General features: G+C 69.6%; 8 protein-coding genes. 4 read left to right on the top strand and 4 right to left on the bottom strand.

Annotation, left to right across the window (positions count from 1 at the left end):
- Positions 1-473 precede the first annotated feature (473 nt).
- On the bottom strand, positions 474-3,980 hold the full coding sequence (locus tag Ssi02_RS05345; protein WP_204021645.1) for a bifunctional glycosyltransferase/CDP-glycerol:glycerophosphate glycerophosphotransferase: 3,507 nt from the start codon (positions 3,978-3,980) through the stop codon (positions 474-476).
- 408 nt (positions 3,981-4,388) lie between these two features.
- Between Ssi02_RS05345 and Ssi02_RS05340 the strand changes: the two genes are divergently transcribed.
- The gene (locus Ssi02_RS05340) at positions 4,389-5,147 is read left to right on the top strand and encodes a polysaccharide deacetylase family protein (protein WP_204021643.1); all 759 of its coding nucleotides are present in this window, start codon (positions 4,389-4,391) and stop codon (positions 5,145-5,147) included.
- A gap of 565 nt (positions 5,148-5,712) precedes the next feature.
- On the opposite strand, the gene guaA is transcribed toward Ssi02_RS05340, so the two are convergent.
- Complete coding sequence (guaA, locus tag Ssi02_RS05335; protein WP_204021641.1) at positions 5,713-7,263, bottom strand: glutamine-hydrolyzing GMP synthase; 1,551 nt, start codon at positions 7,261-7,263, stop codon at positions 5,713-5,715.
- A gap of 128 nt (positions 7,264-7,391) precedes the next feature.
- Between guaA and Ssi02_RS05330 the strand changes: the two genes are divergently transcribed.
- A complete protein-coding gene (locus Ssi02_RS05330; protein WP_204021639.1) occupies positions 7,392-8,090 on the top strand; it encodes an alpha/beta fold hydrolase in 699 nt (232 codons plus the stop codon).
- Here Ssi02_RS05330 and Ssi02_RS05325 read toward each other — a convergent pair.
- Both Ssi02_RS05325 and Ssi02_RS05320 read right to left on the bottom strand, forming a co-directional pair.
- The gene (locus Ssi02_RS05325; protein WP_204021637.1) at positions 8,059-9,474 is read right to left on the bottom strand and encodes a pyridoxal phosphate-dependent decarboxylase family protein; all 1,416 of its coding nucleotides are present in this window, start codon (positions 9,472-9,474) and stop codon (positions 8,059-8,061) included. The two genes, Ssi02_RS05330 and Ssi02_RS05325, sit on opposite strands and share 32 nt — an antisense overlap.
- Before the next feature lie 199 nt (positions 9,475-9,673).
- Positions 9,674-11,248 carry a succinic semialdehyde dehydrogenase gene (locus tag Ssi02_RS05320; RefSeq protein ID WP_204021634.1) on the bottom strand — a complete coding sequence of 525 codons (1,575 nt, stop codon included), beginning with the start codon at positions 11,246-11,248 and terminating at the stop codon, positions 9,674-9,676.
- Between the two features lie 204 nt (positions 11,249-11,452).
- Between Ssi02_RS05320 and Ssi02_RS38550 the strand changes: the two genes are divergently transcribed.
- Together Ssi02_RS38550 and Ssi02_RS05310 are read left to right on the top strand one after the other, a co-directional pair.
- Positions 11,453-14,218 (top strand): serine/threonine protein kinase, encoded by a 2,766-nt coding sequence (locus tag Ssi02_RS38550; RefSeq protein WP_239128612.1) that lies wholly within the window; start codon positions 11,453-11,455, stop codon positions 14,216-14,218.
- 82 nt (positions 14,219-14,300) lie between these two features.
- Entirely contained in the window at positions 14,301-16,418 is a 2,118-nt protein-coding gene (locus tag Ssi02_RS05310; protein ID WP_239128611.1) for a beta-propeller domain-containing protein, read from the top strand.
- Positions 16,419-16,588 lie beyond the last annotated feature (170 nt).

Raw genomic sequence — 16,588 nt, 5'->3', positions numbered from 1 at the left:
CCATGCCGCTTCTTGACCTTCACGGGATGACAGCCACGACGAAAGGCGCTTCCCCTGCCAAATAGGGAAGCGCCCATAAGCCTGCTTGTGATCATTTTTCACGCGGTTAGACGAGCACCCCACCCCCCATTCCCGGGACAGGTCAAGCACCGCCGGCAACACCCCTCACCCCTCTGACGGGACAGGCGAAACCCCAGCCGCGGCACCCGTCCCCGAGGCAGGCAAAACCCCACACGCAACACCGCTCAGCCCGCTCGCGGGGCAAAAAAGGCCGGGCACTGCGAACAGGTCCCCCGGCACCCACCCCGGGTGCGGCGAGGCATGCCGAGGTTCGAGCGCTGCGAACAGGTCACCCCTGGCGCGCACCCCACGAAGCGCACAAAGAGGCGGCCTGCCGCCGTGACCCGGCCGGACGGTGACCGGGTGACGGCCAGATGGGCACTCAGCCCAACGGCCACCCCCTGAGCAGACGATCACCCCCACAGCAGACGGTCGAGCGCACGTTCCGTGGCGTGGCCGTCGTCGTGGGGGCAGAAGCGTTCTCGGAAGCGGCCATAGGCAGCGACGTAGGAAGACGACACCCGGTCGAGGTCGGCCAGGATGTCGATCACCTCGTCGGAGGTTGCGGCCAGTGGGCCGGGCGCGCAAGACGAGAGGTCGAAGTAGAACCCCCGCACCTCGTCGCGGTAGCGCGCGAGGTCGTAAGTGAAGAACACCATCGGCTTCCCGGTGTTGGCGAAGTCGAACATCGCCGAGGAGTAATCGGTCAGCAGCACGTCGGCCACGAGATAGAGCTCGGCGATGTCGGGAAAGCGGGAGACGTCGATCACGGAGGCGGGCAGCGGCAGCCGCCCCCTGTCAGTGATCAGATAGTGGGTGCGCAGCAGCACCACCGTGTCGTCGCCCAGCACCGCCGACAGGCGGGCGAGGCCGAGCTCGAGGTTGAACATCCGCCTCCCGGCGGCCAGGTGCCGATCATCGCGCCACGTCGGCGCGTAAAGCACCACGCGGGCGCCCTCTGGGAGACCGAGAAGGCTCCGGACCTCGCGGGCCCGCTTCTTGGCGTCCGGCCGGAAGAAGACGTCGTTGCGCGGATAACCGATCTCCAGCACCTCCCCCTCATAGCCGAAGGCGCTGCGCATGATCGGCGTCGCGAACTCGCTCGGCGAGATCAGCAGATCCCACTTCGGCACCTCGGAGGCCATCCAGTCGAGCTTCTCGGCCCGCGGGTATGGCATGGTCGCGAGGTCGTGGCCCATCAGCTTGAGCGGTGTGCCGTGCCAGGTCTGGAAGTAGAGCTGGCCGCCGCGTTTGTCGAACCACGGCTGCTGGCCGTAGTTGCCCACGACGTAACGCGCCCTGGCCATCGCCTCGTAATGTGCCCTGCTGCCGGCGAGGACCGTGGAAGTGCCGGGCGGCACCGTGAACTGGCCGTCTCTGGTCACCCACACGGTGGCGAGCTCGGGGGCGCGCTCCCTGAGCCCCTCGAAGATCGCGCGTGGGTTGCACGAGAACTGCGACCCGGCATAACTGTCGAAGACCACGAGGTCACGCAGCGGTGCGCGGCGGGCCCGGGGGTAGGCGACGGTGCGCAGCGCCGTCTGGGCGCGGACACCGCGCTCGTCGCGGTCGAGGGCGAGGCGCACCCGAAGGTGTGCCGAGTCGGAGTGGTGGGTGCCCACCGCGTATTCGTGGAGCCCGGCGCGGCGGGCGGCGGGCAGATCGGGGTAGACGGCCCGGTCGGCCACCACCGGCACCTCGCCCTCGGCGCTGTCGACCGTCAGATCCCACATGCCGTGGCCGAGCGGCACCTCCCCCGCGAGGCCGGGCATGCGCGCGGGGGCGAGCTCCACGGTGAACCGGCCGCCGGAGAACCGCACCGGCACCTCGCGCTGCTCGCCGCTGCGGCGGCGGCGCAGGATCACGACCTTGGGCCGCAGCCCACCGGCCGCGACGTCGCCCCGGAGCACCAGCCGGTCGTCGTCGGTCCAGTGCACCTGCCTGATCACGAGCCTCGGGGCACGCTCGACGAGGCTGAGGCAGCCCGACATGGTGCGGGTGAGCGCGGCCTCCCTGACGCCGTCGGCGTGCCGGGGAAGCGTCAGCTCGCCCACCACCGCCACACGCTTCTTCTTGCCGGCGCCGAGCATCCAGAAGTCCCAGAGCACGCCGTCGCCGACCACAGGCAGCCGCGGCACGGCGGAGGCCGGGCCGGTGCTGGGGAGCGCCGACAGCGGGATGCGCGCGTGGAACTCGGCCGACCTGCCGAGCTCGGCGGTCAGCGTGACCGGGATGTCGACCCTGCTGCGGGCCTGCCGCCGCACCAGAGCGAGCCGGGCGCCGGGCCGCGGCTTCTTGACCCACCCGCTGAGCTCGATGCCGTCGTCGCCGGCCGACGCCGCCGTCACCATGGCCCTGACCTCGTTGACCTGGAGGGAGAACAGGTTTTCCTCAGTGCAGAGCGGCTGCACCCACACTCGCGGCACCACCTCCCTGCCGTGGAAGAGCCGGCGGTGCGACTGCCGGGGCCCCGCTGCGCGGGCGGACCTGACGACGCCCTTGCCCGCCACCTCGGCGTGCAGCTCCCAGGTGCATCTGCGCCAGCGGCGCCCGGTGCGCAGCGCGGCGAACTCGACACTGGCCTCGAACCCCGCCCAGTCGTAGACGTGCGCGGCGTCCCCGGCGTCGGCGGTGATCTCCGGCCGCGCGGTGCGGACCACGGGCAGCTCCACACTCGAGCCGCCGGCCGGATCGGCCAGCCAGAGCCGGATCCTCGTCTGGTCGGCCGAGGCCGCGTTGAGCCCCCTGACAAAGGCCCGGCCGATCAGCTTGAGCCCTCCCTCGCAGGGCACGGCCTCCTCGACCCGCGCGTCGAGCACCATCTCACGGCTGAACTCATAGACGCTGTCGGGCACCCCCCGGGTCCGGTCTCTGAAGAAGGGATGCTCGACGAACCACTTCGGCCGCAGCAGCCCGACGCTCCTGACCCGCCCCGAGGCCGCGCCGCGCGCCTCATAGGCGATGACCTCCATGAGCTCCGGCACCATGCGCCTGCGGGCCAGGTGGAACTTGAGCCGCCGGATCGAGGTCAGCCCCTCGAAGACCTCCCGGTCGATGTCGACGAGATAGGAGTCGGCGAGATCGAGCAGCCTCTCCCGCTCGTGGGCGGGGACCGCGGCCACCGCGTCGACGACCACGTGCAGGTCGACGTCGAGCATGTAGCGGTCGTAGAGCGGCTTCAGCTCGGGGGCCTTGTCGCAGAGGAACCGGCCGACCCTGCGCACCGCCGCCATGCGGTGCGCGATGTTGGGCAGCTCCCTGGCCCGCTGGGTGATGGAACGGTCGCCGTCCTCCCGGATGCGCCAGTAATAGACCACGTTGCTCAACACGTCGACCGACTGCGCCATGACGTGGGCGGCGACCGTCACCGGCGAGTCCTCATATAGCCCAGGCGGGAACTCGAAACGGTGCACATCCCAGAACGTGCGGCGATAGACCTTGTTCCACACCGTGCGGTCCTGCAGCAGCGGGGTGAACTCGCGCACGTGTGTTTTTCTACGGGTCTTGCGGAAGGGCTCGATATGCGACCAGGACTTGGTGATGCCCGCCGAGCCGATGCGCCGCACCCCGCCGCAGGAGATGTCGGAGCCAGTGCGCTCAAGGGAACCGACCAGCATCTCGTATGCCGCCCGGGGGAGCACGTCGTCGCTGTCGGCGAAGGCGAGATAGGTGCCCGTGGCGTGGGCGGCGCCGGTGTTGCGCGCCGGGCCGAGCCCCTGGTTGCCCTGGCTGACGACGCGGAACCTCCGATCGCGCTCCACCCACTCCTTGGCGACGACCGCGCTCGAATCCATGGATCCATCGTCGACCAGGACGAACTCGACGTCTTCGAGAGTCTGGCCCGCCAGTGAGGCGAGACATTCGTCGAGGTAGACCTCGACGTTGTGGAAGGGGACGACGACACTGAGCAAGGGCGCCATGGCGGAGCTCCTTTTGGATCGGTCTTGCGGTCCGGGTGGGGGTCGGGGGATCGGACACGGGTCTGGCTCGTCACGCTGCGGGAACGGCACAGCCGGGTGGGACGGGCACCGGGCGGCCGACGGGAACCTCGCCGGAGAGCATGGCGGCCCCGGCCCGCCCCGGCACCGGACATGGTCGGCTGTGACCCCTTCCTTGGCGGTCACTTGACCCGCACGGGCCGAACAACCGAGAGCCGCGGCGGCACATGCCGATATGGCACATCAAGGCCCGCCGCAGAGGTCAAATCCATACACTTCCCGCTGAAAGCGCCCCACCCAGCCGGTTCTCATCGGAATGTGGGACGGTAAAGCCAAGATCCATCCAGCACACCCGCACACCGGCTCCACCAACCGGAGGGACACCCGCCGTTGAGGCTCATCGCCGCAGCCGTCCTGGCCACCGCACTCCTCATCCCGAGTACGGCACACGCCACCTCCAGCCCGGCCCAGGCCACATCGAGTACGGCACAAGCGGCCTTAACCACGGCACCACCCCGGAAGCAGGCGCCCTCCGTCAACTGCGCGGTGGTGAAGTGCCTGGCGTTGACCTTCGACGACGGCCCCGCGAAGACCACCGGCCCCCTGCTGGACATCCTCGCCAAACACCGGGCGAAAGCGTCGTTCTACCTGATCGGCAGATCCGTCGCCCGCTCCCCCGGCCTGGCGCGGCGCATCGCGCGTGAAGGCCACGAGATCGGCAACCACACCTACAGCCACCCGCGCCTCACCGAACTCCCGGGCGAGGACATCGCCCACCAGCTCGACCGCACCCAGCGGCTGATCGCCAAGGCCACGGGGCGGGCACCGGCCACCATGCGCCCACCGTACGGAGCGACCGACGACCGGGTCCTGTCGGTGGCCGAGTCGCTGGGGCTCGCGCAGGTGATGTGGACCGGCACGACAGAGGACTGGCGGCTGCGGGAGGAACGGGCGATCCGGCGCGCCGTGTTGTCGATGGCCCGCAGGAACGGCGTGATCTTGATGCACGACCCCGTGCCGGCCACCGTCGAGGCCATGCCGTCGATTCTGGCCGCGCTGAAGAAACGCGGATATCACCTGGTCACGGTGTCGGCACTGCTGCGTGGCAGGCCCCTGTCGCCGGGAGAGACCTATCCCCCTCGCAAGTGAGCGAACCCACGCCCTAAACGGCGGATCGAACCGCCACCCGGCAGGGCCTCGCCGAGCAGGCCGCCGTGGGGGCCGCCCACGATCGTGGCGATCACCGCCGCCCAAGAGCCCCGAAAACCACACCGCCCCTGAAACCTCAGGGGGGCGCTCATTTTCGCCCATGTCCTGGGCTCATCGCCTCGAGTGAGGGGATCGGCCTGGCAGTCACGGTGGCCGGCATCCACGTCGCAGTGGCCGGCATCCAGTCGCGGTGGCCGACATCCAGCCACGGTGGCCGACATTGACGTCGCAGTGGCCGACATCCACGTCGCAGTGGCCGACATCCAGTCACGGTGACCGACATCCAGCCACGGTGGCCGGCATCCACGTCGCAGTGGCCGACATCCAGTCACGGTGGCCGACATTGACGTCGCAGTGGCCGGCATCCACGGCGCGGTGAGGCGATCCGTTCTTCGTCCCAAGTGTTCAGCGGCCCGGCGACATCCCCCGGATCGTCCGAGTGACAAGACCGGGTGCCTCGGCCCTCACCGGGGACGATCAAAGGCGGCGACCGGAAAAGGGACCGCTACTCCCACTCGATGGTGCCCGGCGGCTTGCTCGTGATGTCGAGCACGACCCGGTTGACCTCGCGGACCTCGTTGGTGATCCGGGTGGAGATCCGCGACAGCACGTCGTAGGGGACGCGGGACCAGTCGGCCGTCATCGCGTCCTCCGAGCTGACCGGACGCAGGACCACCGGGTGGCCGTAGGTGCGGCCGTCGCCCTGCACCCCGACCGAGCGCACATCGGCGAGCAGCACCACGGGGCACTGCCAGATGTCGCGGTCGAGCCCGGCGCGGGTCAGCTCCTCGCGGGCGATCGCGTCGGCCTCGCGCAGCAGGTCGAGCCGCTCGCGCGTCACCTCGCCCACGATGCGGATGCCGAGCCCCGGCCCCGGGAACGGCTGGCGCCACACCATCGCGGCGGGCAGCCCGAGCTCTTCGCCGGCCCGGCGCACCTCGTCCTTGAACAGCGTGCGCAGCGGCTCGACCAGGTCGAAGGCGAGATCGTCGGGGAGGCCGCCCACATTGTGGTGCGACTTGATGTTGGCGGTGCCGGTGCCGCCGCCCGACTCGACGACGTCGGGGTAGAGGGTGCCCTGCACGAGGAAGTCGACGGGACCGTCGGCGAGGATCGCCCGCTGCTCGTCTTCGAAGACGCGGATGAACTCCCGGCCGATGATCTTGCGCTTCTCCTCCGGGTCGGTCACCCCGTCAAGCGCCTTCAGGAACCTGTCGGCCGCGTCAACCACCCGCAGCTTGACCCCCGTGACCGCCACGAAGTCCTGCTCGACCTGCTCGGCCTCGCCCTTGCGCAGCAGCCCGTGATCAACGAAAACACAGGTCAGACGGTCGCCGATGGCCCGCTGCACCATCGCGGCGGCCACGGCCGAGTCCACGCCGCCCGACAGGGCGCAGATCGCCCGGCCCTCCGGCCCGATCTTCTCCCTGACCGCCTCGACGGCGTCTTCGACGATGTTGAGCATGGTCCACGAAGGACGGCACCCGGCCGCGTCGAGGAACCGCTTGAGCACTTCCTGGCCGTGCTCGGAGTGGAGCACCTCAGGGTGGAATTGCACGCCGTAGAGCCCGCGCTCCGGGTGCTCGAACGCCGCGACCGGCGTGTCGGCCGTCGACGCATTGACGAGGAACCCCGCGGGCGCGGCGGCCACGCTGTCCCCGTGGGACATCCAGACCTTCTGCGCGGCGGGCAGCCCGGCGAACAGCACTCCCTCGTCGATCACGTCCAGTGCGGTGCCGCCGTATTCGGCGATGCCGGTGCGGGCCACCTCGCCGCCGAGCGCGAGGGCCATGGCCTGGAAGCCGTAGCAGATGCCGAAGGTCGGCACACCCGTCTCGAACAGCCCCTCGGCGGGCACCGGTGCACCCTCGGCGTAGACGGAGGACGGGCCGCCGGACAGAATGATCGCCTTGGGGTTCTTCGCGAGGATCTCCTCGACCGGCATGGTCGAGGGCACGATCTCCGAATAAACGTGGCATTCACGCACGCGCCGCGCGATGAGCTGCGCGTATTGCGCGCCAAAGTCAACGACGAGGACAGTGTCGAACTCTGACACCGAAGAAACCCCCCATGTCTGCACTGGACCCCGTCAGTCTAGCTGTACCGATTGCACTGCTTACTGCCGCGCCGACACCCCACGCAGGACCCGAGCGCATGCCGGGATCGGTGTGATATGTGGAGATCGTGAAACCTAAACAGTTGTTTACCCGCGAGTGGGGCACGGGCGACCGGGTGGCGGTACTGATCCACGGGATCATGGCCGATTCCCGGTGTTGGTGGCGTGTCGGCCCGGCCCTGGCGGAGCTGGGTTACCACGTGGTGGCGGTCGACCTTCCCGGGCACGGGGAGAGCGACCGGGAGCCGGACTACACCCCGGAGTTGCTCGCCGAGCGGGTGATCGACAGCGTGCCCCGCGACCCGGTGCTGGCCATTGGGCACTCGATCGGCGGACTCACCCTTGCTCTTGCGGTGGAGCGGCTGCGACCGTATCGGGCGATCTACTCAGACCCGGCCTTCCGCCTTCCCGGAGCCGGCGTAGCCGAGAATCTGATGGCGGCCAAGCACTCCACCCGGGACCAGATCAGAGCCGTCCAGCCCACCTGGCCGGACGAGGAGGTCGATCTGGAGCTCAAGATGCTGGCCGGCTGGGATCCCGAGACGGCCCGGCTGCTGGAAACCGCGGCCGACCGGGACTTCACACCGGCCCCGGTCGTGCCCTCATTGGTGCAGGTGGCCGACCCGAGCTTCCTGGTGCCGCCCGCGTTCGCCGCCGAGCTGGAAAGCCGGGGCTTCGAGGTCAGAACGGTCGAGCGGTCCGATCACACGATCCACCGCGACACGTTCGAGCGGTTCATGGGGTCCCTGAGGGATTGGCTGATCTAGCGGCGGCGGCCTCGGCGACGGTGTCGAGGAGGGTCTCCAGGGTGTGGTCGTCCGTGGCGGGGGTCATGACGACCAGGCGCAGATGGCGCACCCCGGCGAGCTCGACGGAGGTGAGCTGGGCCGTGCCGTCCCGCAGGAGGTCCTCCCTGAGAGCGGCGTGGTCGATGTCGCGCCCGCCCGGCGCGTAGCGGAAGCAGACGATGTTGGACTCGGGCTCGTAGGGGCAGACGAAGTCCGGGCGTTTCATCGCGAGTTCCCAGAAGCGGTGAGCGGTGGCATATCTCGCGGCGACGTAGTCGCCAAGGCCGCGCTCACCGCGCCACGCCAGATTGAGGAAGATCTTCAGCCCCATCTCGGCCTTGGTGCATTCGACGGCGCGGCCGAGCAGATCGTGACCTTGGTCGCCGTAGAAGAGGTAACTCGCCTCCTGCTGGAAGGCGCGGGACAGATCGCCCTCCCTGCGCACCAGCACGGCGGCGCTCAGGGCCGAGGTGCGGAGCATCTTGTGCGCGTCCCAGATGATCGAGTCGGCCTGGTCGATGCCGTCGAGCAGATAGCGGTAACCCTCGGTGAGCAGGGCGGACGCCCCGTGTGCGGCGTCGACGTGCAGCCAGACGCCCTCGGCACGGCAGATCCCGGCGAGACCGCGCAGGTCGTCGTGGAGCCCGGTGGCGGTGGCGCCGGCACTCGCGACGAGGGCGAGCGGCCTGCGTCCCTCAGCGCGTAATGCCGCGAGGGTGGCGGGCAGCGCGCCCACGTCGATGCGCCCGAGCGGGTCGACGCCGACCGGCACGACGGCACGCGCGCCGAGCCCCATGATCCCCGCGGCCCGCGCGACGGAGTAGTGCGCGCTTGGCGGCACGAGCAGCACAAGATCCCGCGGCACCCCCTCGGTCCACGCGTCGGGTACGGCATGAGCCCGCGCGGCCAGCAGCGCCGTGAGGTTGGCGAGGGAGCCGCCGTGGGTGAGCACCCCGCTGCCGGAGTGGAACCCGGCCTTGTCCAGCATCCAGCGCAGGACCTCGAATTCGACGGTGGCGCCCGGCGCCCCCATCTCATAGACGGCGACGGGATTGTTGACGATCCCGTGCACGAACTCCGCCAGCGCGGCGGGAAAATCAGGTGAAGCGATCTGGTGGCCCATATAAAAGGGGTGATGCATCCTCGTGCTTTCATCGAGGAATCCTTCGAGGAACTCCCGGTAGCTCTCCGGTGTCATCCCCCCTTCACTAATCCAGCGTCTTAGCCTGAGGCGTTCCGACAACTCATCCGGTGGACTCCGGCGCAGAACGGGGCCGACGCCCTTCCGGCTTTCGGCCACATATGTCGCGAGCGCCTCGGTCGTGATCTCCGCTGCCCGGGCGAACTCGTCAAGATCCCACATGGTTCGACCTCCTATGCCGAACCATCATGGCGCTTTGGAGCGTTTCGGAGGCACAAAATCCGCCTCCGTCAAGGCCGCAACACGCCGCCGGGCTCGGCTTTCCCCGGGAAAACGAGCCCTCCGCCGGGAGATCGAACCCTCCGGCACCCGGAGAACGAGCGGGGCTCATGCCGTACGGCACAAGCCCCGGACGCCGGGTTCACTTCACCCGCAGCCGCCGCATCGTCTTGAGCAGGAAGGCCAGCGTGGCGGCGTGGGTCTCGTGCGTCATGCCGGCCGGTGCCTCGAAGCCGAGCCAGGACGCCTGGCTCGCGATGTTCTGCACCTCGGTGTATCTGAGCAGGCCCTCGGCACCGTGGCGGCGGCCGAGGCCGGAGGCCTTCATGCCGCCCATGGGGGCGTCGTAGGAGCCGTAGGCGGCGGCGTAGCCCTCGTTGACGTTGACCGTGCCGGCCTTGATCCGCGAGGCGATCTCCCGCCCCTTGGCCACGTCGCGGGTCCAGACCGATGCGTTGAGGCCGTAGACCGTGTCGTTGGCGCGCTCGACGATCTCGTGCTCGCTCTTGAAGGGGTGGAGCGCCACCACGGGACCGAAGGTCTCCTCGCGGCAGACGGCCATCTCCTCGGTGACGCCGGTGAGCACGGTGGGCTCGTAGAACATCGGGCCGAGGTCGGGCCTGGCCCGGCCACCGGTGACGACGGTCGCGCCCTTGGCCACCGCGTCTTCCACATGCGCGGTGACCTGCTCAAGCTGGCGGAAGGAGGTCAGGGAGCCCATGTCGACGCTCCAGTCCAGCCCCACGCCGAGTTTCATGCCCTCGACCTGTTCGATGAGCTTCCGGGTGAAGGGTTCGCACACGGACTCGTGCACGTATATGCGCTCCATGGAGAGGCAGAGCTGACCGGCGTTGGCGAAGGACGCCCTGAGCACTCCGCGGGCGGCCCGGCCGAGGTCGGCGTCGGGGAGCACGATCATGGGGTTCTTGCCGCCGAGTTCCAGGGACGCGCCGATCAGCCGGGAGGCCGCGGCGGCGGCGATCTTGCGGCCCGCGCGGGTGGAACCGGTGAAGGCGACGTAGCCGGCCCCTTCGATGAGCGGGTCGCCGACCTCGCCCGGATCGCCTGCCACGACCTGCCAGACGTCGCGGGGCATGCCGAGGGAGACCAGCAGGTCGATGAGCCACAAGGTCGACAACGCGGTCTGGGTGTCGGGTTTGTGGACGACGGCGTTGCCCGCGATCAGGGCGGGGATCACATCGGTGGCGCCGAGGGTGAGCGGATAGTTCCACGGTGAGATCACCGCGACCACCCCCTTGGGGTGGCGTAGCTCGATCACCCCGGTGGCCAGCGGGAAGACCCCCCTGCGCCGTTTGGGCCTGAGCAGCCCGCGGGCCTCGCGGACGTAGTAGAGCGTGCACCCGGCCACGTCGAGCACCTCTTCGAAGGCGTGGCTCCTCGCCTTGCCCGTCTCCCACTGGACGACGTCGAGGATCTCCGTACGCCGCTCAAGGATGGTGTCGTGCAGGCGGAGGAAGGGGCGGACGCGCTCCCTCAGGGGCAGGGCTGCCCACGACTCCTGTGCGGCGCGGGCCCGGGCGTGGGCGGCGCGCACGTCGTCGGCGGAGGAGATCGGGAGTTCGGCGAAGGGCTCACCGGTGAAGGGGGCGACGATCTGCTGGGTTTTCCCGCTTGAGGTCACGTAACGGGCTACCCGATTGATCATTTCCTGGTCGAGTGCACGGTGGGTTCTAGACATCGCGAGAGCGCCAGACATGTCCGAATCCTATTCGGTTAAGAGTGGAGTTGCCAGATCGGCTGCCATTAACGCGAGAGCGCAGTATGCTCACCCACGGCAAGGACTGATGATTTGTCTTATTTGCGTCAGCCTCATGCCGACATGCTCACCAGCTCGTCCGAATACGTGCACACACAAGTGCATTCGTTGGCCCATGACACTCCAAGGCGTAACAATCGCTCTATGTCAACTTCAGCACCGCTGAGGTCGGGAGACCCGGCCCGGCTCGGAGAGTATGACCTCCGTGGTCGGCTGGGCGAAGGCGGACAGGGAGTTGTCTACTTAGCGGTCGACTCCGCGGGCAACGAAGTCGCCATCAAATGGCTCCGTCCCGACCTGTCGGGCGACGACATCATGGTGGAGCGGTTCGTAAGAGAGGTCGCCGTCGCCAAGCGCGTCGCCCCCTTCTGCACCGCTCAGGTCATCGGGACCGGTGTCGAGGACGAGCGGCCCTACATCATCAGCGAATACGTCCACGGCCGCTCCCTGCAGGCGGTCGTCGTCACGCAGGGCGTGCGCGCCGGCGCGGCCCTGCACCGCCTCGCCATCGGCACCGCGACCGCTCTCGCCGCCATCCATCAGGCCGGCATCGTGCACCGCGACTTCAAGCCGGCCAACGTCCTGCTCGCCCACGACGGCCCGCGCGTCATCGACTTCGGCATCGCCCGCGCGCTCGACGCGACCTCCACCCTGACCTCCTCCATGCCGGTCGGCACGCCCGCCTATATGGCGCCCGAGCAGATCCTCGGGCAGCCGGTGAGCCCCGTGACCGACATGTTCTCCTGGGCCAGCACGATGGTTTTCGCCGCCTCGGGGGCCGCGCCGTTCGGCAGCGACACCCTCCCCGCGGTCATCAACCGCGTGCTCAACACCGAGCCCGACCTCAGCGTGCTGCCCGGTCCGCTGCGCGACATCGTCGGCTCCTGCATGGAGAAGGACGCCGCCAACCGGCCGACCGCGGAACAGGTGATCCTGCGGCTCATCCAGCACCCGGTCGCCATGCCCGCCGACCTGCGCGACGCGGCCACGGCGGCGGCCACGGCACTGCCGCCCGCGCCCCCTGCCGCGCTCCCTCCCGCGGCGCCATCGGGGACGCTCCTCGACCCGGAGTCCCCCGACCAGACGCCCCCCGAGGAGGGATCCCACTCGAAGGAGGCCCCGGGGGACGTGGCCGGCCATCCCACGCCGGTCGACCACAAACCGGCGGACGGGTCCGCGCCCGCAGGCCACGCACCGGCCGAGCAGGCTCCCCCCGAGCACCCGCCGCTCGGGCCCGGCCACGGCGGCTATCCGCCGCCTCCCAAACCTGGCACCGCCGTACAGCCGCACGGTTGGAACCCGCCGCCCCCCGGCTGGGGGCCGGGCGGGCACCCGCGGCAGCCGCACGCCGCTCCGCACCCGGCGGCGCCACCCGCGGCGGGGGCACCCGGGCAGCACCACCCGGTGCCGCATCCCCTGCCGCCGCATACGCCGTCCCCGCACGCGTTCTCGCCGCCCCCCCTGCCGCCGCACACCCCCTCGTCTCACGCTCCATCGCCGCACGCTCCATCGCCGCAAAACCCGTCGCCGCACGCTCCATCGCCGCAAAACCCGTCGCCTCAAAACCCGGCAGCGGGATCACACGCCCGCAGGCCGCACCCGTCGCAGCCGCCTCCCCAGGGCAGGCCGCCTCAGGGGCAGAGCTGGTCCGCGCCGAGCCAGCCGCCGCCGAACCCGCCCGTGCCGGGCAACCCCCCGGCTCAGGCTCAGTGGAACAACCCCGGCGGGCCGCAGGCGAACCGGCAGCCTCAGCAGCAACCGTCCCCGTGGGCCGCCCCCAGCGCGACCCCGCCCCGGGTGCAGCGCACCGCCATCCACGCGGGCGGGATCAGAGCGCCCGGATCGCGGACCGGGATGTTCCTGGCGGCGCTGTCGGGTGCCGCCGCCGTCATCGTGCTACTGGTGGCGGCTGTGCTGATCATGGGGAATACCGGCGGCAAGGGCAACACCACGGCCCGGACCACGAAGACCCCGACCCCCTCCCCCACGACGACGCACCCGGTGCCCGTCACCGGTCTCACCGTCACCGAACTGCCCGACGGCCGCGGAAGGCTCTTTGAGCATCCGGACGACGCGATCCGGCTCACCTCCTACGAGATCCGGGACAAGGCCAAGAACGACTGGATCGACTACGCACGCGCCTCCGCCACCCTGACCGGGAAGTTCCAGCTATATCCCAACAACTGGGAGAGCAGGGTCTCCCCCAACGGTCGCTACCTCGCAAGCCGCGGTAAGCGCTACAGCGAGGACAACTACGACACCCTGACGATCACCGACCGCACGACCAACACCGACAAGGTCGTCAAGACGGTCAAAAGACCCATGATCGCCAGTGTGCGCGACTGGTCGCGGGACAGCAACCGGGTCCTGCTGGCGGTCGCGCGGTCGAACGGGCTCGCCGCGGGCTACGTCATCGTGGACGTCAAGACCGGCAAGGCCACGGTGTCCGACAAGACGTTCAACGACACCAAGGGCTCGCTCTACAGCTTCGACGAACGGGGCACCGGCGCCGTGATCCAGACCACGAACGGCTCCGAGAGGGGCCTGCGGTTCCTCTCCGACGTCGCCCCGAGCCGCCCCGACCTGCGCATCGGCGTGCTGCCCAGCGACACGCTCAACATCTTCTCCCCGGCGGGCACCCGCTTCACCTCAAGCTGCCCCGGGGCGAGCAACCAGGAACACTGCATCTGGGCCACCGACGGCGGCAAGGAGCTCACCCGATTCAGCTCCGAGTGCGACAAGGTGCTCGGGTGGTACAACGAGGATCACCTCTTCTGCTGGGACAGCGGGCAGCCCAAGGTCGACCGGGTCGAGGTCGTCAACTTCCGGGGCGAGTTCGTGCGCACGCTCCTGGAAACCCCGAAGACCACCGAGTTCAGCCCCGCCTTCACCGCGACCCCACCACGCTGACGCCGCGCGACCGCCGGACCCGCTCGGCGCGCACCTTGAACCACCGCGCCCCGCCACACGTCTACGGGGCATGAAGACATCGATGCGTACGGCTGTCGCCGCACTGTCGGCGGTGGTGCTCACGGCGTCGACCGCCGCCTGCAGCGGCGACCAGGGGACGTTTCCCCCGGCCACCAAGCCCGGAGGCGACACCGTGTCCCTCGGCGATGTACGGCTCGTCGCCTACTCAAGCTGCGACGACATGCTGGGCGGTATCCGGGAGAAGGCCGTGGAGCACGTCGGGCCGTGGGGGTTCGGCGGGCCGGGGATGTTCATGGCCGAGACGGGTGACGTCGCCGTCTCCGCCAAAGCGGCCGACAGCGCGAGAGGGGCCGGCGCGCCGGCCGCACCCGCCCACTCCACCACGAACGTCCAGGAGGCGGGAGTCGACGAGCCCGACCTGGTCAAGACCGACGGCAAGCGCATCATCACCGTCAACCAGGGTGTGCTCCGCGTCGTCGACGCGGAGAGCAAGAAGGTCACCGCGACGCTCAATGTGGTCGGATCGGACCAGACCTACGCCCCTGCCGACCTGCTGGTCAGCGGGGACCGCGCTCTGGTGGTGTTCGCGGGCGGCGGCGTCGTGCTGGCGGGGGCGAAGGCCAAGCGGGTGCCGCTTTCCGGGCCGCACTACGTCACGGTGGACCTGTCGGGGCAGCCGAAGGTCACCGGGTCCCTCAGCGCCAAGGGCATGCATGTGGACGCCAGGATGGTGGGCTCCACCGTACGCCTGGTGGTGCGCAGCCAGCCGGAGATCGACTTCCCTCAGCCGAGGCCGGGGGCCTCGCAGGGCGAGATGATGCGGCGCAGCCAGGAGGCGGTGCGCAAGGCTCCGATCAGCGCGTGGCTGCCGAGCTATGAGATCGCCGACGCGTCGGGCGCGAGCCGCACCGAGAGTGTGAAGTGCGAGGCGGTGAGCCACCCGGAGAACTACACCGGCACCTCGTTGCTCACCGTGCATTCGCTCGACCTGGCCGGGGAAGCCGTGGCCGCCACCTCGCCAATCGCGGTGGCCGCCGACGGCGACACGGTGTACGGCAGCGCCGGCAGCCTGTATGTCGCGAGCAACCCGCGCTGGTGGTTCCCGATGCCGATCGACCCCATACCGGTGGACCCGGTGCCTCCGGCGGATTCGCCGGACCCCGCGCAACCCTCCTTGTTGCCCGCCCCCGACAAGACGGTCACGCCCTCCGAGAGCGGGGTGGCGCCCGACGTCGCGCCGACGCCGGACGAGCCCGCGCCGCCCTCCCCCACCGCGTCCACCCCGGCTGAGGAGACGCCGGTGGAGGAGACGGAGATCCACCGCTTCGACATCGCCCAGCCGGGTGCCCCCCGGTATGTGGCGTCGGGCAAGGTGGCGGGGCGGCTGCTGAATCAGTATGCGATGTCGGAGCACGAGGGCCATCTGCGGATCGCGACGACGATCAACGAGAACGCCGGCCCCTCGGGTCCGGAGAGCTCCAGCAGCGTCTACGTGCTGAACGCCGACACGCTGGCCAAGGTCGGCGAGGTGGGCGGGCTCGGCAAGGACGAGCGCATCTATGCCGTGCGTTTCATCGGCCCGGTGGGATATGTGGTGACCTTCCGCCAGGTGGACCCGCTCTACACACTTGACCTGCGCGACCCGGCGGCGCCGAAGGTGACCGGCGAGCTGAAGATCACCGGTTACTCCGCCTATCTGCACCCGGCGGGCGACGGGCGGCTGATCGGTGTCGGGCAGGAGGCCAGCACCAAGGGGCGCACCCTCGGCACGCAGATCTCGCTGTTCGACGTGAGCGACCCGGCCAAGCCGGCGCGGTTGGCGCAGTACTTCCAGAAGGATTCCGGTTCTGAGGCCGAGTGGGACCCGCACGCCTTCCTGTATTGGCCGGAGTCGGGCCTCGCCGTACTCCCCTTGAGCTCGTGGCAGGAGAACGGGGCGGCGAAGAGCGGGGCGCTCGGGCTGCGCATCCAGCCGTCGGGCATCACCAAACTGGGGCTTGTCCAGCATCCCACGCCGAAGATCGACGGAAGCCGCATCGCGGACACGGTCCCGGTGGACGCGACGATCCGCCGCTCTCTGATCATCGGGGACACTCTGTGGACCGTCTCCGACCTTGGATTGAAGGCCAGCCACGCCTCGAACCTCGACGATCAGGCGTGGGTGCCCTTCCACAAATAGCCCTCATGGGCGGGAGATGCTTACAGATCCCACTTACACCCTCATGTGAGCCTTTACAAGGCTTGTCATGTTTCGGCGCTAAGTGCTACCTCTTGTGCGGCGCGTGATCACACGCGTGGCGGTGTGCTCGCGCGGGCGGAAACCTCGCCCGCGCTCTCCGCACGGCAAGG

Origin of the sequence: Sinosporangium siamense, from assembly GCF_016863435.1 — a bacterium.
GTDB lineage: Bacteria > Actinomycetota > Actinomycetes > Streptosporangiales > Streptosporangiaceae > Sinosporangium > Sinosporangium siamense.
The sequence above is the reverse complement of the archived record's forward strand: the minus strand, read 5'-3'. Positions and strand labels throughout refer to the sequence as shown.